At 70.7% G+C, this 22,225-nt stretch carries 20 protein-coding genes; 15 read left to right on the top strand and 5 right to left on the bottom strand.

Annotated elements, in window-relative coordinates:
* The first annotated feature begins 13 nt into the window (after window positions 1-13).
* The 14 genes from ACGHC0_RS00960 (at window position 14) to ACGHC0_RS00895 (ending at window position 15,034) form a co-directional block, all read left to right on the top strand.
* The gene (locus tag ACGHC0_RS00960; RefSeq protein WP_415267169.1) at window positions 14-1,213 is read left to right on the top strand and encodes a threonine ammonia-lyase; all 1,200 of its coding nucleotides are present in this window, start codon (window positions 14-16) and stop codon (window positions 1,211-1,213) included.
* Window positions 1,214-1,321: 108 nt separating this feature from the next.
* Window positions 1,322-2,926 carry a glucan biosynthesis protein gene (locus ACGHC0_RS00955; RefSeq protein ID WP_368353608.1) on the top strand — a complete coding sequence of 535 codons (1,605 nt, stop codon included), beginning with the start codon at window positions 1,322-1,324 and terminating at the stop codon, window positions 2,924-2,926.
* A 122-nt stretch (window positions 2,927-3,048) separates the two neighbouring features.
* Window positions 3,049-3,201, top strand: coding sequence for a hypothetical protein (locus ACGHC0_RS00950; RefSeq protein WP_368353607.1), 153 nt, complete (start codon window positions 3,049-3,051; stop codon window positions 3,199-3,201).
* Window positions 3,202-3,291: 90 nt separating this feature from the next.
* Complete coding sequence (gene queC / locus ACGHC0_RS00945; protein WP_368353606.1) at window positions 3,292-4,002, top strand: 7-cyano-7-deazaguanine synthase QueC; 711 nt, start codon at window positions 3,292-3,294, stop codon at window positions 4,000-4,002.
* A 210-nt stretch (window positions 4,003-4,212) separates the two neighbouring features.
* The gene (locus ACGHC0_RS00940; protein ID WP_368353605.1) at window positions 4,213-5,859 is read left to right on the top strand and encodes a long-chain-fatty-acid--CoA ligase; all 1,647 of its coding nucleotides are present in this window, start codon (window positions 4,213-4,215) and stop codon (window positions 5,857-5,859) included.
* 116 nt (window positions 5,860-5,975) lie between these two features.
* Window positions 5,976-7,199, top strand: coding sequence for an ABC transporter substrate-binding protein (locus ACGHC0_RS00935; protein WP_415267168.1), 1,224 nt, complete (start codon window positions 5,976-5,978; stop codon window positions 7,197-7,199).
* Window positions 7,200-7,230: 31 nt separating this feature from the next.
* A complete protein-coding gene (locus tag ACGHC0_RS00930; protein ID WP_415267167.1) occupies window positions 7,231-8,169 on the top strand; it encodes an SMP-30/gluconolactonase/LRE family protein in 939 nt (312 codons plus the stop codon).
* A complete protein-coding gene (locus tag ACGHC0_RS00925; RefSeq protein ID WP_368353602.1) occupies window positions 8,166-8,921 on the top strand; it encodes an SDR family NAD(P)-dependent oxidoreductase in 756 nt (251 codons plus the stop codon). Before ACGHC0_RS00930 ends, ACGHC0_RS00925 begins: the two co-directional genes overlap by 4 nt.
* Window positions 8,922-8,943: 22 nt before the next feature.
* Complete coding sequence (locus tag ACGHC0_RS00920; protein WP_405045354.1) at window positions 8,944-9,699, top strand: ABC transporter ATP-binding protein; 756 nt, start codon at window positions 8,944-8,946, stop codon at window positions 9,697-9,699.
* Window positions 9,692-10,411 (top strand): ABC transporter ATP-binding protein, encoded by a 720-nt coding sequence (locus tag ACGHC0_RS00915; protein ID WP_368353600.1) that lies wholly within the window; start codon window positions 9,692-9,694, stop codon window positions 10,409-10,411. The genes ACGHC0_RS00920 and ACGHC0_RS00915 overlap by 8 nt, the downstream gene beginning before the upstream one ends.
* 40 nt (window positions 10,412-10,451) lie before the next feature.
* A complete protein-coding gene (locus ACGHC0_RS00910; protein ID WP_368353599.1) occupies window positions 10,452-11,333 on the top strand; it encodes a branched-chain amino acid ABC transporter permease in 882 nt (293 codons plus the stop codon).
* A 14-nt stretch (window positions 11,334-11,347) separates the two neighbouring features.
* Window positions 11,348-12,304 (top strand): branched-chain amino acid ABC transporter permease, encoded by a 957-nt coding sequence (locus tag ACGHC0_RS00905; RefSeq protein WP_368353598.1) that lies wholly within the window; start codon window positions 11,348-11,350, stop codon window positions 12,302-12,304.
* A gap of 10 nt (window positions 12,305-12,314) precedes the next feature.
* Window positions 12,315-13,106, top strand: coding sequence for an SDR family NAD(P)-dependent oxidoreductase (locus ACGHC0_RS00900; protein WP_368353597.1), 792 nt, complete (start codon window positions 12,315-12,317; stop codon window positions 13,104-13,106).
* Window positions 13,107-13,321: 215 nt separating this feature from the next.
* Window positions 13,322-15,034, top strand: coding sequence for a flavin-containing monooxygenase (locus ACGHC0_RS00895; protein ID WP_368353596.1), 1,713 nt, complete (start codon window positions 13,322-13,324; stop codon window positions 15,032-15,034).
* 26 nt (window positions 15,035-15,060) lie between these two features.
* Here the strand turns inward: ACGHC0_RS00895 and ACGHC0_RS00890 are convergent, their stop codons facing one another.
* On the bottom strand, window positions 15,061-15,855 hold the full coding sequence (locus ACGHC0_RS00890; protein ID WP_415267166.1) for an IclR family transcriptional regulator: 795 nt from the start codon (window positions 15,853-15,855) through the stop codon (window positions 15,061-15,063).
* Between the two features lie 137 nt (window positions 15,856-15,992).
* Here ACGHC0_RS00890 and ACGHC0_RS00885 point away from each other — a divergent pair, with 137 nt between their 5' ends.
* Window positions 15,993-16,799, top strand: coding sequence for an SDR family NAD(P)-dependent oxidoreductase (locus ACGHC0_RS00885; protein ID WP_368353594.1), 807 nt, complete (start codon window positions 15,993-15,995; stop codon window positions 16,797-16,799).
* Window positions 16,800-16,896: 97 nt separating this feature from the next.
* Here ACGHC0_RS00885 and ACGHC0_RS00880 read toward each other — a convergent pair whose 3' ends face one another.
* From ACGHC0_RS00880 to ACGHC0_RS00865, 4 genes are all read right to left on the bottom strand, one after another.
* The gene (locus ACGHC0_RS00880; protein ID WP_368353593.1) at window positions 16,897-18,129 is read right to left on the bottom strand and encodes a porin; all 1,233 of its coding nucleotides are present in this window, start codon (window positions 18,127-18,129) and stop codon (window positions 16,897-16,899) included.
* Between the two features lie 288 nt (window positions 18,130-18,417).
* Window positions 18,418-18,972, bottom strand: a complete 555-nt coding sequence (locus ACGHC0_RS00875; protein WP_415267165.1) for a nuclear transport factor 2 family protein — start codon at window positions 18,970-18,972, stop codon at window positions 18,418-18,420.
* Entirely contained in the window at window positions 18,959-21,082 is a 2,124-nt protein-coding gene (locus tag ACGHC0_RS00870) for an acetate--CoA ligase family protein (RefSeq protein ID WP_415267164.1), read from the bottom strand. The genes ACGHC0_RS00875 and ACGHC0_RS00870 overlap by 14 nt, the downstream gene beginning before the upstream one ends.
* Before the next feature lie 70 nt (window positions 21,083-21,152).
* Window positions 21,153-22,223 carry an acyl-CoA dehydrogenase family protein gene (locus ACGHC0_RS00865; RefSeq protein ID WP_415267163.1) on the bottom strand — a complete coding sequence of 357 codons (1,071 nt, stop codon included), beginning with the start codon at window positions 22,221-22,223 and terminating at the stop codon, window positions 21,153-21,155.
* Window positions 22,224-22,225 lie beyond the last annotated feature (2 nt).

Genomic DNA, 22,225 nt, shown 5'->3' with positions numbered 1-22,225 from the left:
GACAATGGCGCCCATGCTCACCCTCCCCGACATCCAGGCCGCCGCCGCCCGCCTCCAGGGCCAGGTGCTCGACACCCCTTGCGTCGAATCGCGCACGCTCTCGCAGATCGTGGGCGCGCAGGTGTTCCTCAAGTTCGAGAACCTGCAGTTCACCGCCTCCTTCAAGGAACGCGGCGCCTGCAACAAGCTGAGCCAGCTTTCGGCGGAGGAGCAGCGGCGCGGCGTGATCGCCATGAGCGCCGGCAACCATGCCCAGGGCGTGGCCTACCACGCGCAGCGCCTGGGCCTCGTGGCCGTGATCGTGATGCCGCGCTTCACGCCCGGCGTGAAGGTGGAGCGCACGCGCGGCTTCGGCGCCGAGGTCGTGCTCCACGGCGACACCCTGGAAGAAGCACGCGCCCATGCCTATGCCCTGGCCGAGGAGCGGGGGCTCACTTTCGTGCATCCCTACGACGACGAGGCCGTCGCCGCGGGCCAGGGCACGGTCGGCCTGGAGATGCTGCAGGCGGTGCCGGACCTGGACTGCCTGGCCATCGCCGTGGGCGGGGGCGGCCTGATCGCCGGCATCGCCACCGCCGCCAAGGCTCTGAAGCCGGACATCGAGATCATCGGCGTGCAGACCTCGCGCTTTCCGGCCATGGTCAATGCGGTCAAGGGCACGCACCACCCGCAGGGCACCTCCACCATCGCCGAAGGGATCGCCGTGGGCACGCCCGGCCAGATCACCCGCGAGGTGATCGCCCGGCTGGTGGACGACCTGCTGCTCGTGGACGAGGGCGATATCGAGCAGGCCGTGCTGATGCTGCTGGAAATCGAGAAGACCCTCGTGGAGGGCGCCGGAGCCGCGGGCCTCGCGGCGCTGCTGCGCCACCCGGAGCGCTTCCGGGGCAAGCGCGTGGGCCTGGTGCTGTGCGGCGGCAACATCGATCCCCTGCTGCTGGCGGCCATCATCGAGCGCGGCATGGTGCGCTCCGGGCGCCTGGCGCGCGTCAAGGTGAGCGCGCGCGACATCCCGGGCGTGCTCGCGCGCATCACCGCCACGGTGGCCGAGGCCGGCGCCAACATCGAGGAAGTCCACCACCAGCGCGCCTTCACCATGCTGGCCGCCCAGAACGTGGAGATCGAACTCGTGCTGCAGACGCGCGGCCGCGAGCATGTGCAGCAGGTGCTCGCCCGCCTCCGCGAAGCGTCCATGGAAGCCGAACTCCTGTGATCCTTTGCCCCTCCGCGTTGTAGGACTGGAGCGGCTTTTGCGGGCAATATCCACAGAGTCACACGGCGTTGCATCACCGCCGCGTCGTTTTCGGCACACTGCAGCCCCATGCAGAAACCCCAACGACGCCATTTCCTCCGCACTCTCGGCCACGGCGCCGCGCTGGCCACCGCTGGCGGCCTGGGCCTGAACTGGACCCAGGCCTTCGCCGCCCTCAAGCCCCTGGGCCAGCCCCAGCCCTTCGATTTCGCGGCGCTCAAGGGCCAGGCCCGCGCCCTGGCTGCCAAGGCCTACGAGCCGCCGAAGGACACCATTCCCCCCTCGGTGTCCAAGCTCGACTGGGACCAGTACCAGTCCATCCAGTTCCGGCCAGACCACGCCCTCTGGGCCGACGAGAAGCTGCGCTTCCAGGCCAAGTTCTTCCACCTGGGCCTGTTCTTCAAGAAGCCGGTGCGCATGTTCGAACTGGCCGACGGCAAGGCCCAGGAACTGGCCTACGACCCCGAGATGTTCGACTACGGCAAGAGCGGCCTCAAGCCCGGTGACCTGCCGCCGGACCTGGGCTTCGCGGGCTTCCGCCTCAATTTCCATACCGACCCGGTGCGCGACGTGGCCGCCTTCCTGGGCGCCAGCTACTTCCGGGCCGTGGGCGGCGAATGGCAGTACGGCCTCTCCGCCCGGGGCCTGGCCATCGATACCGGCATGCAGCGGCCGGAGGAATTCCCGGACTTCACCGCCTTCTACCTGGAGCGCCCCGCGCCGGGCTCCAACACCGTCGTCGTGCTGGCCCTGCTGGACTCGCCCAGCATCTCCGGCGCCTACCGCTTCGCGATCACGCCGGGCGACACACAGGTGATGGAGATCGATGCCGCCCTGTATCCGCGCAAGGCCATCGAGCGGCTGGGCATCGCGCCCTGCACCAGCATGTTCCAGCACGGCGAGAACGACCGCCGCATGGCCAACGACTGGCGCCCCGAGATCCATGACTCCGACGGCCTGCAGATGTGGCGTGGCAACGGCGAATGGGTCTGGCGTCCGCTCACCAATCCGCCGGCGCTGCAGTTCAACGCCTTCGCCGACCAGGGCCCGCGCGGCTTCGGCCTCGTGCAGCGCGACCGCAATTTCGACCACTACCAGGACGACGGCGTCTTCTACGAGCGCCGGCCCTCGCTCTGGGTGGAGCCGAAGTCCGACTGGGGCGCGGGCTCCATCCAGCTGGTGGAGATTCCCACCATCGACGAGACCTTCGACAACATCGTCGCCTTCTGGAACCCCGACCGCAAGCCGCAGCCCGGCGAGGAACTGCTGATCGGCTACCGCCTGTTCTGGGGCGCCCACCCGCCGGCCCAGTCCCCGCTGGCGCGCTGCGTGGCCACCTGGACAGGCCTGGGCGGCGTGGTCGGCCAGCCGCGCAAGTACTTCTCCTGGCGCTTCGCGGTCGATTTCGCCGGGGAGAACCTCGTGGCGCTGGGCCGCGGCGCCAAGGTCGAGCCCGTGATCACCGCCAGCCGCGGCAAGATCGAGATCACCTCCGCACGGCCGCAGGACGCCATCCAGGGCTGGCGCGCCATGTTCGACATCAAGCCCGAGGACGACAGCACCGCGCCCATCACCATCCGCATGTTCCTGCGCGGCGAGAACGGCGCGCCGCTCACCGAGACGTGGCTCTACCAGTGGGTGCCGCCCGCCCCGGCGGACCGCCGGCTCTCCTGACCGGCCACGTGCCGCCCGGCACGGATACTGAGGTTATTACCGAGGAAACCGCGGCCCGGGCGCCGCGGGGCTGTGGCTAGAATGGTCCATCCCATCCGCAACCCCGTTCCGAGGAGAATGCCATGGTCCACGACACCACCACCACACCGCACGCCGGCGAGCAGCATGCCCCCGACGGCGTGGAGGCCGTGGTGCCCTACATGCCCATCGTGCTGCCCATCGCGGGCGGCGTGCTGATGCTGCTGCTGGCGTTCATCGCCATCTACATGGCCTGAAGCCATTCCGGACCGCCCCGCCAGCCGGCCCCGCGCATGCGGGGCTTTTTCTTTTCACTCCTGATCTTCTTCGTTCCAAGGACCCATCCCATGCGAGCCGGCCACGCCCTCGTCCTTTTCTCCGGAGGCCAGGACTCCACCACCTGCCTGGCCTGGGCGCTCGAGCGCTTCGAGCGGGTGGAGACCATCGGCTTCGATTACGGCCAGCGCCACCATGTGGAGCTGGAGGCCCGCACCGCCGTGCTCGCGGCACTGCGCGGCCGCTTCCCCGCCTGGAGCGCGCGCCTCGGCGACGACCACATGGTCGACCTGGCCGTGCTCGGCCAGATCAGCGACACGGCGCTCACCCGCGACACCGCCATCCAGATGACGGAAGCCGGCCTGCCCAACACCTTCGTGCCCGGCCGCAACCTGCTGTTCTTCCAGCTGGCCGCCGCCGTGGGCTACCGGCGCGGCCTGCACACGCTGGTGGGCGGCATGTGCGAGACCGACTTCTCCGGCTATCCGGACTGCCGCGACGACACGCTCAAAGCGCTGCAGGTGGCCCTCTCCCTGGGCATGGGCCAGCGCTTCACCATCGAGACGCCACTCATGTGGATCGACAAGGCCGAGACCTGGGAAATGGCCCGGCAGATCGGCGGCGACGAGCTGGTGGACATCATCGTTCGCCAGTCCCATACCTGCTACCACGGCGTGCGCGACACGCTCCACGCCTGGGGCTACGGCTGCGGCACCTGCCCGGCGTGCCTGCTGCGGCAGGCCGGGCATGCGCAGTGGACTGGACAGGCCGCACAAGGCTGATCCCGGCAGTCCGCCCGGCGGCGGCACCTTTTTTCTCCCCTTTCCGCGTCCCGGCAAGCCACGGCCCGCTCGCAAGGGTTTTCACCCAGCGCGCGCCATTGTTGGCTGGGGGGCGTTCTGCTAGCATCAATTTACTTACCGGCCGGCATGTAAAAAGCAGATCGCTCACGGACCACCGTCGCGCGGCACCGAAGAGAAAGAGGAAGACAAATGCAGGGTTTGATGCAATCCGGGGCGCTGCTGATCTCCACGTTGCTGGAGCATGCGGTACGCCACCATGGCGGGGTGGAAATCGTCTCCCACCTGAACGCGCACGACAGCCTGCGCACGACCTGGGGCGAAGTGGGCCGCCGCGCCCGGCGCCTGGCCGGCGCCCTGCGTGGCCGGGGCTTGCCCCCGGGGGCCCGTGTCGGCACGCTGGCCTGGAACACCCACCGCCACCTGGAGCTGTACTACGCCGTGTCCGGGATGGGCGCCATCCTGCACACGATCAACCCCCGCCTGTTCCCCGAGCAGATCAGCTACATCGTCAACCACGCGGCCGACGAGTACCTGTGCTTCGACCTGGATTTCGCGCCGCTGGTGGCGCGGATCGCCCCCCAGTTGGCCTCGGTGCGGGCCTGCGTGGCGCTGTGCCGGCGCGACCAGTTGCCGGCCATGGACCTGCCCGTGCCGCTGCTGTGCTACGAAGACCTGGTGGATGCGGGCGACGAAGGTTTCACCTGGCCGGCCCTGGACGAGCACACGGCCTCCTCCCTTTGCTACACCTCCGGCACGACGGGCCATCCCAAGGGCGTGCTCTACAGCCACCGCTCCACGGTGCTGCACTCCTGGACCGCCTGCGCCACGGACGGGCTGGGGCTGGGCGCGCGCGACAGCGTGCTGCTGGCCGTGCCGATGTTCCACGTGAACGCCTGGGGCATTCCCTATGCCGCTGCCATGAGCGGCGCCAAGCTCGTCCTGCCGGGGCCCAACCTGGCGGGTGAGCGCATCTTCGCGCTGCTGCGCGACGAGCAGTGCACCCTGTCGCTCGGCGTGCCCACCGTCTGGCTGGGCTTCTTCCAGCACGTCGAGGGCCTCCCCGACGCTGAGCGGGCGCAGCTGCGGCTGCAGCGCGTGGTGGTGGGCGGGTCGGCCGCGCCCCGCGCCATCATCGAGAAGTTCGACCGGCTCTTCGGTGCCTTCGTGATCCAGGCCTGGGGCATGACGGAGACCAGCCCGCTGGCCACCATCGGCAACCTGCTGCCCCGCCACGACGGCCTGCCCGCGCAGGAGCGCCACGCCGTGCAGGCGCGCCAGGGCCGCGCCATCTACGGCGTGGAAATCGCGGTGTTCGACGCCGACGGGCGGCAGCGCGCGCCGGACGACCACACCCCCGGCGACCTCAAGGTGCGCGGGCCCTGGGTGGTATCGGCCTACTACGGCCAGACGTCGGGCTCCGCGCTGGATGCGGACGGCTGGTTCGCCACGGGCGACGTGGCCCTCATCGACGCCGAGGGCTACGTGCAGATCACCGATCGGTCCAAGGACGTGATCAAGTCCGGCGGCGAATGGATCTCCTCCATCGACCTGGAGAACCTGGCCGTGGGACATCCCAAGGTGCAGGAGGCCGCAGTGATCGGCGCCTACCACAGCAAGTGGCAGGAACGCCCCCTGCTGATCGTCGTGCCCAAGGCCGGCGAGACGGTGAGCGGCGCGGAAATCCTCGACTTCATGAAGGACCGCGTGGCCCGCTGGTGGATGCCCGACGACGTGGTGTTCATCGACGAGCTGCCCCACACGGCCACCGGCAAGCTGCAGAAGACCCGGCTGCGCGAACTGTTCCGCGACCACCGCCTGCCCACCGACGCCGGCTGACGCCACGCGGCCCCCGGGCGCTGCAGGCGCCGGCCCGCCACCCGGCCTGCGGACGGCGGGCCCTGGAATGCATCCGTCCGGTCCGAAGACAACGCACCACACCAAGGAGACACACCATGCCCCAGCCACGCTCCCGCCTCGCCCTCGCCGCCCTGTCCCTCGCCTTCGGCGCGGCGGCCCATGCCCAGATCAGTGACGACGTCGTGCGCATCGGCGTCATGGCCGACCAGACCGGCCCCTACTCCGGCAACGGCGGGCCGGGCTCGACGCTGGCCGTGCGCATGGCCGTGGAGGACTTCGGCAGCACCGTGCTCGGCAAGCCGGTGGAGGTGGTCGTGGCCGACGACCAGAACAAGCCCGACGTGGGCCTGAACATCGCCCGCAAGTGGCTGGACACCGAGAAGGTGGACACCATCGTCGGCGGCTCCGCCTCGTCCATCGCGCTGGGCATCTCCAGCCTGATGAAGGAGCGCAAGAAGCCCTACCTGATCGCCGGCACGGTGAGTGCGGAGCTGACCAACAAGTCGTGCTCGCCCATGAACTTCCAGTTCCTCACGGACACCTACGCGCTGCCCAAGGCCGGCGTGCAGAGCCTGTTCAAGCAGGGTATCAAGAGCTTCTTTTTCATCACCGTGGACTACGCCTTCGGCCAGGCCTACCAGGACGATGCCACGCGTTTCATCCAGGCCGCCGGCGGCAAGGTGGTGGGCTCGGTCAAGCACCCGCTGGGCGCCACGGACTTCTCCTCCTACCTGCTGCAGGCCCAGGCCAGCGGTGCGCAGGCCATCGTCATCCTCAACGCGGGCCTGGACCTGTCCAACGCCCTCAAGCAGGCCGCGGAGTACAAGATCACCCGCGGCGGCCAGGTGGTGACCGTGTTCGGCATGACGATCAACAGCGTGGCGGCCATGGGCCTGGACGTGGCCCAGGGCCTGCAGCTGACCCTGCCCTTCTACTGGGACCGCGACGAGTCCTCGCGCGCCTGGTCCAGGCGCTTCATGGCCCGCAACAAGGGTGTGGTGCCCACCTACATCCACGCCGGCGCCTACAGCGCCGCCTGGCACTACCTGCAGGCCGTGAAGGCCGCCGGCACGGACGACGGCGCCCAGGTCGCGGCCAGGATGCGCGAGCTGCCCATCAACGACTTCTTCTCGAAGGACGTGAAGATCCGCGAGGACGGCCAGGCGCTGCGCCCGGTGTACGCCATCCAGGTCAAGAAGCCCGCGGAGTCCAGGGGCCCGAACGACTTCTACACGGTGCGCGGCGAGATCCCGCCCGAGCAGACGTGGCGCCCGCTGTCCGAGAGCAGCTGCGACTACATCAAGAGCGCGGCCAGGTAAGGCACGACGGCCGGCACCTGCGAGAGCCCCCATGGACCTGCGGATCGACATCCTCTCCCCCCGGCGCGACCTGCTCGGCGAATGCCCGCTGTGGGACGTGCGCACGCAGTCGCTCTACTGGATCGACGCCCGGGCCGGCCTGGTGCGCCGGCACACGCCGGCCACGGGCGCCGAGGTGGATTGGCAGCTGCCCGCCCACGCCGGCTCCATCGCGCTGTGCGAGAGCGGCCGGCTGCTGGTGGCGCTGGAGGAGGACTTCCGCTACCTGGACCCGGAGACCGGCGCCCTGGAGCCGCTGGGCGTGCGGGTGGCGCACGCCGCCGACCGGATGCGCCTGAACGACGGTCGCACCGACCGCCGCGGCCGCTTCGTGGTCGGCTCCATGACACTGGGCCGGATGGCGCCCGAGGGCGCGCTGTACCAGCTGCAGGCGCCGGAGACGGCGGATGCCGCGGGCGCGGCGGAGGCCGTGCGCATCCTGGACCGCGGCATCCACGTGGCCAACGGCACGTGCTTCAGCCCGGACGGGCGCTGGCTGTACTTCGCCGACAGCCCCACGCACCAGGTACGCCGCCACTCCTACGACCCGGCCACCGGCATGGCCGGCCCGGCCGAACCGTGGGTGGACACCCGGGCGCTGGGCTCGGTGCCCGACGGCGCCGCCGTGGACGCGGACGGCTGCGTGTGGGTGGCGCTGGTGCAGAACGGCCAGCTCGTGCGCTTCACGCCTGAAGGGCGGCTGGAGCGGCGCATCCAGCTGCCCGTGGACTTCGTGACCTGCCCGTGCTTCGGCGGGCCGCAACTCGACGTGATCTACCTCACCTCCATCCGCGACAGCGGCAACCTGCTGCGCAGCGACCACCCCGACGCCGGCGCGGTCTTCGCCATCCACGGCACCGGCGTGCGCGGGCTCGAGGAAGCCCGCTTCGCCGACCTTCCCCGATCCCCACAGACAAGGACTTCTCCATGACGACCCGACGTTTCGAAGGCAAGGTAGCCCTCATCACCGGCGGCGCCCGCGGCATCGGCCGCGCGATCGCCGAGGCCATGGCGGCCGAAGGCGCCGCCGTCGGCATCCTGGACCGCGCCGAGGACATGGCCCACGAGGCCGCCGAGCAGCTGCAGGCGCGCGGCCTGCGGGCCATGGCCTTCGGCGGCGACGTGGCGCGGCGCTCCAGCTTCACCGAGGCGGTGGGCGCGCTCAAGGAGCACTACGGCCGCCTCGACGTGCTGGTGAACAACGCCATCTGGGTGCGCTACGGCCCCATCGACGCCATCACGCCCGAGATGCTCGACCGCATGGTCGGCACCGGGTTCAACTCCGTGGTCTGGGGCATCCAGGTGGGCGCCGAGGCCATGGACGCGGGCGGGAGCATCGTCAACATCGCGTCGTCAGCCGCTTTCCTGGGCCTGCCCGAGGGCATGCTGTACTGCGGCGTGAAGGCCGGCGTGCTGGGCCTGACACGTTCCGCCGCGGTGGACCTGGGGCCGCGCGGCATCCGCGTCAACGCCATCTGCCCCGGCTCCGTGCTCACCGAGGGCGTGAAGATCAACGTGGACGCCGAGAAGGCGAAGATCCGCATCGCCAAGACGCCGATGAAGCGCCTGGGCGAGGTGGAGGACATCGCCAGGGCCGCCTGCTTCCTGGCCTCCGACGACGCCAGCTTCGTGACCGGGGAATCGCTGCTCGTGGACGGCGGCGTCACCCATGCCTTCCTCTGACGCGCACCGCGGCCGCCACGCCATGGACGACACCTTCATCCTCGAGGCCCGCGGGCTGAGCCGGCAGTTCCGCGGCTTCTACGCCGTGAAGGACGTGGACCTGCGGGTGCGCCGGCATTCGGTCCACGCCCTCATCGGCCCCAACGGCGCGGGCAAGACGACCTGCTTCAACCTGCTCACCACCTTCCTGCGGCCGTCGTCCGGCACGGTGGTGTTCAACGGCCGGGACATCTCCCGCAGCGACCCGGCCTCGGTGGCCATGGCCGGGCTGGTGCGCTCGTTCCAGATCTCGGCCGTGTTCGGGCAGATGACGGCGCTGGAGAACGTGCGCGTGGCACTGCAGAAGCGCCACGGCGGCACCTTCGCCTTCTGGCGCAACGCCAGGGTGCTGCGCACGCTGGACGCCCGGGCGCTGGAACTGCTGGAGCGCGTGGGCCTGGGGCGCTGGCGCGACACCCCGGCCGGCGAGTTGCCCTACGGGCGCAAGCGCGCCCTGGAGCTGGCCACCACCATCGCCATGGAGCCCGAGATGATCCTGCTGGACGAGCCCATGGCCGGCCTGGGGCACGAGGACATCGGCCCCGTGGTGGAACTGATCCGCGAGGCGGCCCGCGGGCGGACGGTGCTCATGGTGGAGCACAACATGAAAGTCATCGCCGAGCTGTGCGACCGCGTGACCGTGCTGCAGGCCGGCCAGGTGCTGGCGGAGGGAAGCTACGACGAGGTCTCGCGCGACCCGCGCGTCATCGAAGCCTATGTGGGAGGGGCGCATGACTGACACAGACCATGCACGGACCATCCTGCGGGTACGCGGCCTGCGCGGCTGGTACGGAGAGACCCGGGCACTGCACCAGATTGACCTCGACGTGAACGAAGGCGAAGTGGTGTGCCTGCTGGGCCGCAACGGTGCCGGCAAGACGACCACGCTGCGCGCCATCATGGGTCTGCTGGCCCGGCGTGAAGGCCACATCACCTTGCGCGGAAGCCCGACCGAAGGACTTCCGCCCGAGGCCATCGCCCGCCTGGGAATGGCCTACTGCCCGGAAGAACGCGGGATCTTCGCCAGCCTTTCGACAGAAGAGAACCTGCTGCTGCCGCCGGTGCTGCTGCCCGGCGGACTGAGCGTGCAGGAGATCTACACGCTGTTCCCCAACCTGCAGCAGCGCCGGCACAGCCCGGGCACGCGGCTGTCGGGCGGCGAGCAGCAGATGCTGGCCATCGCACGCATCCTGCGCACGGGCGCCAAGCTGCTGCTGCTCGACGAGCCCACCGAGGGGCTGGCCCCCGTGATCGTGGAGCGCATCGGCCAGACCATCCGCATGCTGCGCGAGCGCGGCTTCACGGTGCTGCTGGTGGAGCAGAACTTCCGTTTCGCCTCGTCGCTGGCCGACCGCTTCTACGTGATCGAGGAGGGCGAGGTGGCTGCCCATTTCCGCCAGGACGAGCTGGGCACGCAGCGCCCGCGCATCGAATCGCTGCTGGGCCTGTGAGCCCGGCTGCTTCTTCACTACCAACAGGACGGGCCAGACGATGGACGGGCTATTCGGAATTCCCTGGGCGGCATGGATCGGGCAGATCCTCGTGGGGCTGATCAACGGCGCCTTCTATGCCTTGATGAGCCTGGGGCTGTCGATCATCTTCGGGCTGCTGCACGTGGTCAACTTCGCCCACGGCGCCCAGTACATGCTGGGAGCCTTCGTGGCCTGGGGGCTGCTGGAGTACCTGGGCCTGGGCTACTGGCCGGCGCTCCTCATCGCGCCGCTGGTGGTGGCCGCCTTCGGCATCGCCTTCGAGCGGCTGATGCTGCGGCGCCTCTACGCGCTGGACCACGTCTATGCGCTGCTGCTGACCTTCGGCGTGGCGCTGCTCATGGAAGGCGCATTCCGGCTGCAGTTCGGCGTGAGCGGCCAGCCCTATCCCAACCCGTTGTCGGGCGGCATCGACGTGGGCGTGACCTTCCTGCCGCTGTACCGGGTGTGGGCGATCGTCGCCGCGCTGGCGGTCTGCCTGGGCACCTGGTTCTTCATCGAGAAGACCAAGCTCGGCGCCTACCTGCGCGCGGCCAACGAGAACGCGCCCCTGGTGCGCACCTTCGGCATCAACGTGCCGCGCATGCTCATGCTCACCTACGGGCTGGGCGTCGGCCTGGCGGGCCTGAGCGGCGTGATGGCCGCGCCCATCTACCAGGTGAGCCCGCTGATGGGGTCGAACCTGATCATCGTCGTCTTCGCCGTCGTGGTGATCGGCGGCATGGGATCCATCCTGGGCTCCATCGTCACGGGCTTCGCTCTGGGCGCCATCGAGGGGCTCACCAAGCTCGTCTATCCCGACGGCGCGGGGGTGGTCATCTTCGTCGTGATGATCCTCGTGCTCGCCGTCCGTCCCCATGGCCTCTTCGGCCGTGCCCACTGAGGAACCGAACCGCCATGGAATTGCTCAGCCGACGCACCTCCACCGCACTGCTGCTGGCCGCCGGCGCCTGCCTGGCCGCGGCCCCCTTCGTGGTCTACCCCATGTTCCTGATGAAGCTGATGTGCTTCGCGCTGCTGGCCGCATCGGTGAACCTGCTGGTCGGCTACGTGGGCCTGCTGTCCTTCGGGCACGCCATGTTCTACGGCACCGCCGGCTACCTCACGGCCCATGCGGTCAAGGTCTGGGGCTGGGAAGGCCTCTCCGGCATCGCCTTCGGGGCCGCCGCGGCCGGGCTGCTGGGCCTGCTCACGGGCCTGCTGGCCATCCGCCGCCAGGGCATCTATTTCTCGATGATCACGCTGGCCTTCGCCCAGCTGGTGTACTTCATGGCGCTGCGCCTGCCGTTCACGGGCGGCGAGGACGGCATCCAGAACATCCCCCGGCCCACCGTGCTGGGCCTGTTCTCGCTGGAGAACACGCTGGTGATGTACTACTTCGTCACCGTGATGATCGCCGCCGGCTTCTGGCTCATCTACCGGCTGGTGCACTCGCCGTTCGGACAGGTGCTGCGTGCCATCCGTGACAACGAGCCCCGAGCCGGGAGCCTGGGCTACCGCGTCAACCGGTACAAGCTGCTGGCCTTCGTGCTGTCGGCCACCATCGCCGGCTTCGCGGGCTCGCTGAAGGCGCTGGTCTTCCAGCTCGCCACGCTCACCGACGTGCACTGGGCGACCTCCGGCGAGGCGCTGCTCATCTGCATCGTCGGCGGCATGCAGACCCTGCTGGGCCCGGTGGTGGGCGCCATGGTGATCGTGACCATGGAGAACTACCTGGCCTCGTTCGCCGAGTGGGTGCTGATCCTGCAGGGCGTGGTGTTCGTCATCGTGGTCATGCTGTTCCGCAAGGGCATCGTCGGCCAGTTCCAGTCGTATCTCGCCAGCCGCCGCCAGCGCGGCGCGGCGCCACTGTAGGAGAGCCGCCATGCCCGCCCATGCCCTTCCCCCCGCCTGCCCCGCCACCCCCGGCCTGCTGGCCGGCCGCCTGGCCCTCGTCACCGGAGCGGCCAGCGGCATCGGCCAGGCCGTGGCCGTGGCCTTCGCCCGGGCCGGCGCCCGCGTGGTCGTGACCGACCTGCAGGCCGAGCGCTGCGCGGACACGCTGCGCGCCGTACACGCCGCCGGCGCCGAAGGCTGGGCCCATGCGCTGGACGTCTCGGACGCCGGGGCCTGCCGCGACCTGGCCGCCGAAGTGGAGCGGACCGCCGGCGACGTGGACACGCTGGTGAACAACGCCGGCGTGCTCATCCGCGAGGGCATCGACAGCCCCCGCGCCGCCGAGAACCTGCGCCGCACGATGGACGTGAACCTGTTCGGCGTGTTCCACACCGTGCATGCCTGGCTGCCCGCGCTGCGGCGCACGCGCGGCTGCATCATCAACGTGGCCTCGGGCGCGGCCTTCATCGCGCAGGGCAATGCCCTGGGCTATTCGCCGTCGAAGGCGGCCGTGCGGATGTTCACCCAGACCCTCGCCCTCGACCTCGCGCCCGACGGCATCCGCGTCAACGCGCTGGCGCCCGGCGTGATCGAGACCCCCATGACGGAGGCCACGCGCGCCAACCCCGAGCGGCTCGAACGCTTCATGCAGCGCATTCCCGCCGGCCGCCTGGGCCAGCCGCACGAGCTGGCCGGGCCGGCGGTGTTCCTGGCCTCGGACCTGGCGAGCTTCGTCAACGGCGCGACGCTGCCCGTGGACGGCGGCACGCTGGCCGTCTGAACACATGCGGTCCGGGCCGCAGCGCCAGCGGAAATCACGGATGTGATGTTGACGCCCCGCCCACCGCGTTTGCTTGATGCGCCCGCACCGCGAACGCATCATGTTCCGCAAGGCCGGCTGAACGAACCATGCGCCCACGCAGCGCTGGCGGCAGCCCGGCCGGATCTGCAACCATCCGCGGCACCGTGGCGTGCCGCCGTCAGAGGAGACACGAAATGACAGCGCAAAACCAGCAACAGCACGGCACCCCGGGCACCACCCACGCGCCGCAGCGCATCGACGTGGCCATCGTGGGCGCGGGCTTCGGCGGCATGTACGCCGTGTACAAGTTCCGCGAAATGGGGCTGAAGATCCAGGGCTTCGAGGCCGGCGGCGACGTGGGCGGCGTCTGGTACTGGAACCGCTACCCCGGCGCCCGCGTGGACCTGCCCAGCATCGACTACAGCTTTTCCTTCTCGCCCGAGATCGAGCAGGAGTGGACCTGGTCGGAGCAGTTCGCGGCCCAGCCGGAGCTGCTGCGCTACATCAACTTCGTGGCCGACCGGCTCGACCTGCGCCGGCACATCCAGTTCAACACCCGCGTGACCAGCGCCGTTTGGAGCGAGGACCGGCAGCTGTGGACCGTGAAGACCGACCGCGGCGACGTGTACGAGGCCACGTACTGCATCATGGCTACCGGCCCCCTGTCCATTCCCAAGGACCCGGAGATCCCGGGCCTGGACCGCTTCCGCGGCCGGCTGCTGCGCGCCGCCAGGTGGCCGCACGAGCCGGTGCGCTTCGACGGGCTGCGCGTGGGCGTGATCGGCACCGGCTCCACCGGCATCCAGATCGTGCAGGAGGTGGGCAAGGAAGCCGGCGAACTGTTCGTGTTCCAGCGCACGCCGAGCTTCACCATGCCCATGCGCAACGAGACGCTCACGCCCGACTACGTGGCCGAGGTGAAGCGCCACTACGCCGGCATCCGCGAGGCCGCGCGCAACAGCGCCGTGGGCGGCGTGCGCCCGCAGTCGACCCGGGCCTTCTACAGCGTGACGCCGCAGCAGCGCCGCCAGTTGCTGGAGGACGCCTGGAAGAACGGTGGCCTGGCCATGCTCGGCACCTTCTGCGACCTGATGACCAACGCCGAGGCCAACGAGCATGTGGCGGAGTTCGTGCGCGGCAAGATCGGGGAGGTGGTGCACGACCCGGTGACGGCCGAGCAGCTCAAGCCCAAGGGCTACCCGATCTTCGCCCGCCGCCCCTGCCTGGACTCCGGCTACTACGAGACCTTCAACCAGCCCAACGTGCACCTGGTGGACCTGCTGAACGATCCCATCGTGGAGATCACCGAGAAGGGCGTGCGGACCCAGTCCGGCGAGGTGGAGCTGGACATGCTCATCCTGGCCACGGGCTACGACGGGCTCACCGGCGCGCTGCTGGCCTTCGACGTGGTCGGCCGCGGTGGCCGCACGGTCAACGATAAGTGGAAGGACGGCGCGCGCTCCTACCTGGGGCTGATGATGGAAGGCTTCCCCAACCTGTTCATGACCACCGGCCCCAACGGCCCGGCCGCCCTGGCCAACATCATCCGCATCAGCGAGAACGACGTGGACTGGATCGCGGCCGCCATGCAGCACATGGAGCGCCAGGGCCTGGCCACCATCGAGCCGACGGCCCAGGCCGAGCAGGGCTGGATGGACCTCGTGTTCGCGCTGTCGCAGCGCTCGCTGCTGCTCAAGGCCAAGACCTGGTACCTGGGCGCCAACGTGAAGGACAAGCCACAGGGCCTCACCCTGTTCACCGGAGGCTTCGCCAAGTACCGCGAGCACTGCGCGGCCGCCGCGCAGGACGGCTACCGCAGCTTCAGCTTCCAGCGCCCTGGGGCGCAGGCCGGCGCCCCCGGCCGCCCCGCCCCGGTGGCGGCCCCGGAACCGGCGCTCGCCGGCTGAGCCGTGCCCGCCGCCCCGGCCCGCCGCTACACGCCACCGGGGCGCGGGGCGTCCTCCGCGGCACCCCCGCCCGGCGGCTGCGGCTCCAGCTGATGGGCCAGCTGGCGCATCATCGCCGTATAGCGGGCGCGGCGGGGCCGCATGCGCTCGATGGTGCCGCCCATGCCCAGCACCACGAGGCGCTCCTGCACCCGCCAGGGCAGTACCACGCCGATGGTGGCACCGCCCACCAGGGGCAGGTTCTCCAGGTAGAGGGTGCGGCGCAGCCGGGCGTCCGCCACTTCGGCGGCGATGGTCTCCAGCGGCACGCGGTCCTCGGTGCGCGGCACGGCGATGTTGGCGCGGCGCAACAGCTTCTCCACCTCGGCATCGGTGCGGTCCGTGAGCAGCAGCCACCCCACGGCGGAGCGCGTGAGCGGCCGCAGACTGCCTTCGTCGGTATGGAAGCGGATGGCGTGCGTGGACTGGATCACCCGGATGTATTGCACGTAGATGTCGTTGAGCATCGCGATGGACACGGTTTCCCCTGTCGCGCCGTGCAGGTCATGCATGAGGCCGAAGACGCGGCCCTGGCCGAAGAGCGCCTGCGAAATCCAGTCGCCCAGGGCCGCCACGCGCGGTGTGGGGAAATACAGCCGCTCGGCCCGGTCGTAGCGCAGGTAGCCCATCGCCACCAGGTTCTTGAGCAGCACCGTGGTGCTCGACTGCGGATAGCCCAGCGTCTCGCTGAGGTGCTTGAGCGGCAGGGGCGCGCGCACCTGCGCGAAGTGCTCCAGCACCTGCAGGACGCGGGTGGCGGATTTCACCGGGGTGGCCGGCATGCGCAGGCTCCACAGCGATGGCGGTCCGCCGCCGCAGGGTCAGTTGTGTCTTTGCTTCCAGGAGGATCTTGCATGGCTTTCTCTTCACCGACTGTTCTCTCGTCTTCCCACCCCGCCGGCGGGCAGGAAGCCAGCGCATGACGCGCTGCATCGTCACCGGCGCCGCGCGGGGCATCGGCCGCGCCATCGCACTGCGGCTGGCACGCGATGCGGCGGCCTGCGGGGGACACGCCCGCATCGCGCTGCTGGACCAGCACGGGGCCGAGCTCGAACCCGTGGCGACCCTGGTGCGGCAGGCGGGCGGCACGGCGCTCGCGATCGGCGGCGACCTCTGCGATGCCGCCCTGCCGGCCCGTGCCTGTGCCGAGGCCGTGTCCGCGTTCGGCGGGCTGGACGCAGTGGTCTGCAACGCCGGCTTCGCGGCACCCGGCCCGCTGGCCACCTACGGCACGGACACGTGGGACCGCGTCTTCGCCGTCAACACCCGGGCGCCCTTCCTGCTGGCCCAGGCCGCGCGCCCGGCCCTGCAGGCCGCGCGCGGCAGCGTGCTCTTCGTCGCGTCGATCTCCGGCACGCACGCCACGCCGCCGCTGGGGGCCTACAGCGCCAGCAAGGCCGCCACCCTGATGCTGATGCGCCAGATGGCGGCGGAATGGGGTCCGGACGGCATCCGGGTCAATGCCCTCTCGCCCGGGCTGACGCTCACGCCCGGCACCGCGGCCGCGTACCAGGACCCGCAGGCCCGCCGGCAGCGCGAGGCACGGGTACCCCTGCGGCGGCTGGCCGAGGCCGACGACATGGCCGGCGTGGCGGCATTCCTGATCGGGCCGGACGCGGCCTATGTCACCGGCGCGGAGCTGGTGGTGGACGGCGGCCTCTCCCACACCCTCATGGGCTCGCTGCCCATGGGCGGCTGGCAGCGCCCCGCAGCCACCGCCGGCTGATCCCGGCGGCACGGTGCCCGGTGCCCTGCCTGGCCCCGGGCACCACGGTGGCGGCAGGCCCCATCCCCACCAGGCCGGGCCCGCCGCACCCGCGCCTTCAGAAGGAGTGGCGCACGCCCAGGTGCACGGCATCGCTGTTGCCGCTGTCGCCCAGTCCGGCCTGCGAAGTGGCCCCCGTGAGCGCATAGGCGGCCCCGTTGCGGTTCCTGACCTTGCCGTAGTCGGCGTACAGCGTGGTGCGCTTGGACAGGGCATAGAGGTAGGCCACCCCGAACTGCGTGGCGTCCCGGTTCAGGGGCCCGCGATCGTCCACCTTGACGATCTGCGCCAGCACCGTGCTGGCCCCGAAGGGCACCGACACGCCCAGGGATGCGCTGCGATCGTCCTGGCCCGCGTAGTAGCCCACGGTGGGGAAGCCGGCGAGCTGCACGTTGCCGTCGAGCCCCGCATGGACGGCGGGCGTGAGGTCCGTGCCGGGGTTCTTGAACGTGGCGAAGGAGCCGAACAGCTTGAAGCTGCCGAAGTTGTAGGCCAGGCTGGAGTTCAGCCAGCGCACGGTGCTCAGGTCGGTGGGGTGGCGAAGGGTGGTGTAGGCCAGGGCACCGCTGAGCGCATCCGCCGCGTAGAACAGCGCCACCGCCGCCTGGTTGGCGGCCTGGGTGCCGCCGCCGGCCTGCGTGCGCTCGCCGAAGGAATACGACACCTTCCCGATGAAGCCGGAAAGCGACGGCGTCTGGTACCAGACGGTGTTGTTCGCGCGGCCCGTGGCCGGCTGTATGCCCTGCAGGTTGCCCGCGCCGCCCAGGCCGAAGGCATCGCCCACGGCCTGCGCCTCGGAGCTGATGGTCGTGACCGTGCGGCCCAGGCGGACCTCGCCGAAGCCCCCCGTCAGGCTGACCAGCGAGCCCCGGCCGAAGAACTTGGCGCCCGCGCCCTGGTTCTGGCCCGAGGTGCCGGTGTCGGTATTGATGCCGGCCTCCAGCCAGAAGTTGGCACGCAGCCCTCCGCCCAGGTCCTCCGTTCCGCGGAAACCCAGCCGCGAGCCGTTCATGTGACCGCTGTCGAGCTTGGCGATGCGCCCGCCCGGCGCGGAGGCATACGCGATGCTGGTGTCGATGAGGCCGTAGATCGTCACGCTGGAGGCCGCGGACGTCATGCCACCGGCGGGCGTGGTGATCTGCCGCAGCTCTTCCTTCTGGGCCGGCTGCGCTCCGGCCTGGCCGCAGGCCGCGGCCGCCGCCATGGCAACCACCAGCAGGCGCGGCCGCGTGTTCCGAATAATGCCGCGGCGGATATTGCCGGTGATTTTCTCGCCCATTCTTTCAGACATCGATGCCTCCTCAACAGGAATAGAGATCGCCATTTCCACCAAATGGAAAAGCGCATTGCCGGCCCTTGCAATACAGTCAATTACCTGCCGACCGGTCAAAAAATGGTAAGAAAAAAATTAAGCAGCATCAATGGCTTGAAGGAAATTCCAAGGGTATGCACCAATAATCCAAGGGTATTCACGCAGGCGATTTTCATCCGTCATCCACCCGGCTTTTCCCCAGCGCCAAAAGCCCGGTGCTGCACCCGGGCTCCAGGAAGAATCCCCCACCAGCGGGGCAATAACCAATCAGCCGGTCATTTGCGCAGCCAGCGCATACCAGGTATCCACCGGTTTATGGGCCCCCACGGGCATGCGCACGCCGAAGCGCTGGGCGTCGTCCCCGGGCGCCGCGGGCATTTCCCGGATCCAGTCGTAGACCACCGTGCGCCTGGCCACCCGCCACTCGCCGCGGCGCTGCTCGAAGCGGTCGACATAGCGGCCGCACAGAAGCAGGTCCACGGCCTGCCCCTGGGCGTCCTGCCCGGGCTGCAGAGCCTGGAAGTAGCTCTCCACCGCCGCCACGCTGCCACGCAGTTCGATGGAGATGTTGCCCAGCAGGTGGACCATGCGGCCGCTGGCCGGCAGCTTGTCCAGGGCCCAGGCGATAAAGCCTTCCGCACTGCCCTGGAAGGGGCCGTGCCGGTCGGTGGCGTCGGGCCAGTAGGCGCTGCGCAGGGCCTCCTCGTCGCAGCGGTCGATGCCGCGGCTGTAGCGGTACAGGCACTCGCGGATGGCGTCCTTGTCCGCCAGGGCGCGCCCTTGCGACTCCAGGGTCGCGAGCCGGCTTTCAGTGGACGGCATGGCCACCCTCCTGCGTGCCATGCGGCCGCAAGGCGATCACCGCGTCGAGGCAGGCAGCCCCTTCGGTGCGCACGACCAGCGGGTTGATGTCGATGCTCTCGATCTGGTCGGCGTGGGCGAAGGCGAATTCGGACAGCCGGCACAGCGCGTCGGCCAGCGCCGCCTCGTCGTAATGCGGACCCCCGCGCCAGCCGCGCAGCAGCTGCGTGGAGCGCACCCGCTCCAGCAGGGCCCGCGCACGTTCCGGCGTGAGCGGGGCGGAGGCGAAGGCCACGTCCTTGAACAGCTCCACGGCCGTGCCGCCGGAGCCGAACATCACCATGGGCCCGAAGGTCGGGTCGCGGTGGATGCCGGCGATCATCTCGACGCCGCCGCGCAGCATGGGCGCCACCAGCACGCCGTCAAGGCGCGCATCCGGCCGGGCCGCGCGGGCGCGCTGCATCAGCGTGTCGAAGGCCGCGGCCACCGCAGGCCCGTCGGACAGGTGCAGCAGCACACCGCCGACCTCGGTCTTGTGCACGATGTCGGGCGAGACGATCTTCGCCACCACGGGAAAGCCCATGCCCGCGGCCGCCTCTGCCGCCTCCGCGGCGCTGCGGCAGATCCGCTCGGGCAGCACGGGCAGGCCCGCCCCCGCCAGCACGCGCTTGGCACCGTCCTCCGTCGCCACGTCGCCCAGCGGCGCCGACGCCGGGGCCGGCGGGGGAGGCAGGTGCAGCATGCCGCGGCGCTGCTGGATCCGGGCCAGGGCAGCCACGGCCTGCACGGCGCGCGATGGGTCCTCGAACACGGCGATGCCCTCTGCCTGCAGGGCCGCGCTCACCTCCGGGCGCGAAAGCATGACCAGCACCATCAGCCGCTCGGGATGGCGCCGCCGCAGCGCGACCAGTTCGGCCTGCGTGGCCGCGAAGCGCTCCGGCGACAGCCCCACGTGGGCCAGGTAGGCGAACACGCTGCCGTAGCCCGTGTGGTCGAGCATCAGCGCCAAGGTGCGGGGCACGCCCTGCGGCACGGCGGTGACCTGCGCCGTCATGTCCAGCGGGTTGCTCGCCACGGCGAAGGGCAGCAGCTCCAGCGCCGCGGTCCGCGCGGCGTCGGGCAGGGGCGGCAGGTCGAGCCCGCGCTCGCCCGCGTCGTCGGCCATCAGGATGCCGATGCCGCCCGAGCCCGTGACCACGCCGACGTCGGCGTTCGGGGGCAGTCGGCCGGCGGTCGCGTAGAGGTAGGCGATGTCGAGCATCTCCTCGATGGAGCCGGCCCGCCAGGCGCCGCATTCGGCGAACACCGTGTCGTACACCGCATCGTCGCCGGCCAGCGACCCCGTGTGCGTGGACGCCGCGGCCGCGCCCAGCGCGGTGCGGCCGACCTTCATGATGACCACCGGCTTGCCGGCCCGGGCCGCCTTGAGCAGGGCGGCGCGCAGGCACGCGCCATCGCGGCAGGACTCCAGGGCCGCGCAGATCACGCGCGTATCCGCATCGTCCACGAGGTAGTCGATGCACTCGGCCACATCCACATCGGCCTCGTTGCCGGTGGCCACGATTTTGCTGAAGCCCAGCCCGCGCAGGGAGGCAGCGGCGTACGCGGCCGAGCCGAACGCGCCGCTCTGGGTGGCCAGCGCGATGGGGCCGGGGCGCGGCTGCAGGCCGTTGAGCGCCGTGGAGAAGGTGGCGAAGAAGCGCGTGGGCACGTTCAGCAGCCCCAGCGAATTGGGGCCCAGCATGCGGACGCCGGCATCGCGGCACAGGCCTGCGATCCGCTCCTGCAGGGCCCGGCCGGCGGCATCCACCTCGGCGAAGCCGGCGGTGAGCACCTGGATGGCGCGCACGCCTTTGGCGATGCTGTCGCGCACGGCCTCCTCCACCCCGGCGACCGGCACGCATATGACGGCGTGGTCCACGGGGTGCGGTATGTCCCGCACGCGGGCATAGGCCGGCAGGCCCTGGATGGTCTCGGCCTGGCTGCGGTTGACCGGGTAGACGGGCGCCTCGAAGCCGCCTTCGCGCATGAAGCGCAGCGGCCGCCCGCCGATGCGCTCGGGATCGGACGATGCGCCCACCAGGGCGACCGAAGTGGGGTGGAACAGCGGATGCAGCGGATGCATGGCCATTGGTCTTTCAATGCGAGATGTCGATGGTGCAGGCCCGGGCTGCCGCGCGCGGCGGCGGCCCCCGGCGCGGTCAGTGCGCGGCGGCGCTCCCCGCCAGGCGGTCCAGGTGGGCGAAGCGGTCGCCCCACTGCAGGCTGCAGGCCAGCGCGTGCATGGCCAGGCGCGCCGCCGGCAGCTCCCGCGACATGCCGATGCCGCCGTGCAGCTGGATCGCCGACTCGGCCACCTGGCGCCCGGTGACCGACAGGTAGAGCTGCACCAGGGCGACGTCGCGCGCAGAGGCCCCTTCCAGCTCCAGCACCTGGCGGCGCACCATGCCGCGCACGTTCTCGTACGCCACGTACATCTCCACCACCCGGTGGCGCAGCGCCTGGAAGGTGGCCAGGGCCACGCCGAACTGCACGCGTGTGGTGAGGTATTCGATGGTCTGCTCGATCATGGCACCCAGGGCGCCCACGATCTGGGCGCAGGCCAGCAGGCCGCCCACGGCGCTGGCGCGCTCCACCCGCCGGTGCACCTCGTCACCGCGGGCCAGCACGGCCGCGGAGGGCAGGGCGACGCCCGACAGCGCGATGTCGGCCGTCTGGCGGCCGTCGATGCCCAGCCAGGTGCTGGCGTGGCCGGGCACGGCATCGCGCTGCGCGATCAGCAGCAGCGGCTCGCCGTCCTGCGCCCGGGCCACGAACACGAAATGGGTGGCGGGCTCGGTCAGGTCCGCGCCGCGCAGGCTGCCGTCGAGCACCAGGCCGCCGGCCGCCGGTGCAGCCCCCAGCGGCGCCTGCGCCGTCTCCAGCACCGGGCACACGGAGGCCTCGCCCGCGGCCATGGCACGCAGGATGTCGCCCGCCGCAGGCAGGCCGGCCAACAGTTCCGGTACCACGGCGCAGCGGGCCGCCAGGGGCTGGGCCAGCGCATGGCGCCCGGCGGCCTCGGCCACGGCGGCGACATCGCCCAGCGAGGCGCCGGCACCGTCGTGGGCTTCGTCGATCAGGACGCCCTGCCAGCCCAGCTGCAGGAACTGGCGCCAGGTTTCGCTGGGCTCCTGGGACTCGAAGGTCTCGGTGACCGGGGCGGCTGCGGCCACGCGGGCCGTGGTGTCGTAGAGATCGCCGGGGAACATCGGCGTGGCGTGGAATGTCATGG

The organism is Acidovorax sacchari, from assembly GCF_042847045.1.
GTDB lineage: Bacteria > Pseudomonadota > Gammaproteobacteria > Burkholderiales > Burkholderiaceae_C > Paracidovorax > Paracidovorax sacchari.
This window is presented reverse-complemented; position numbering and strand designations above follow the sequence as displayed.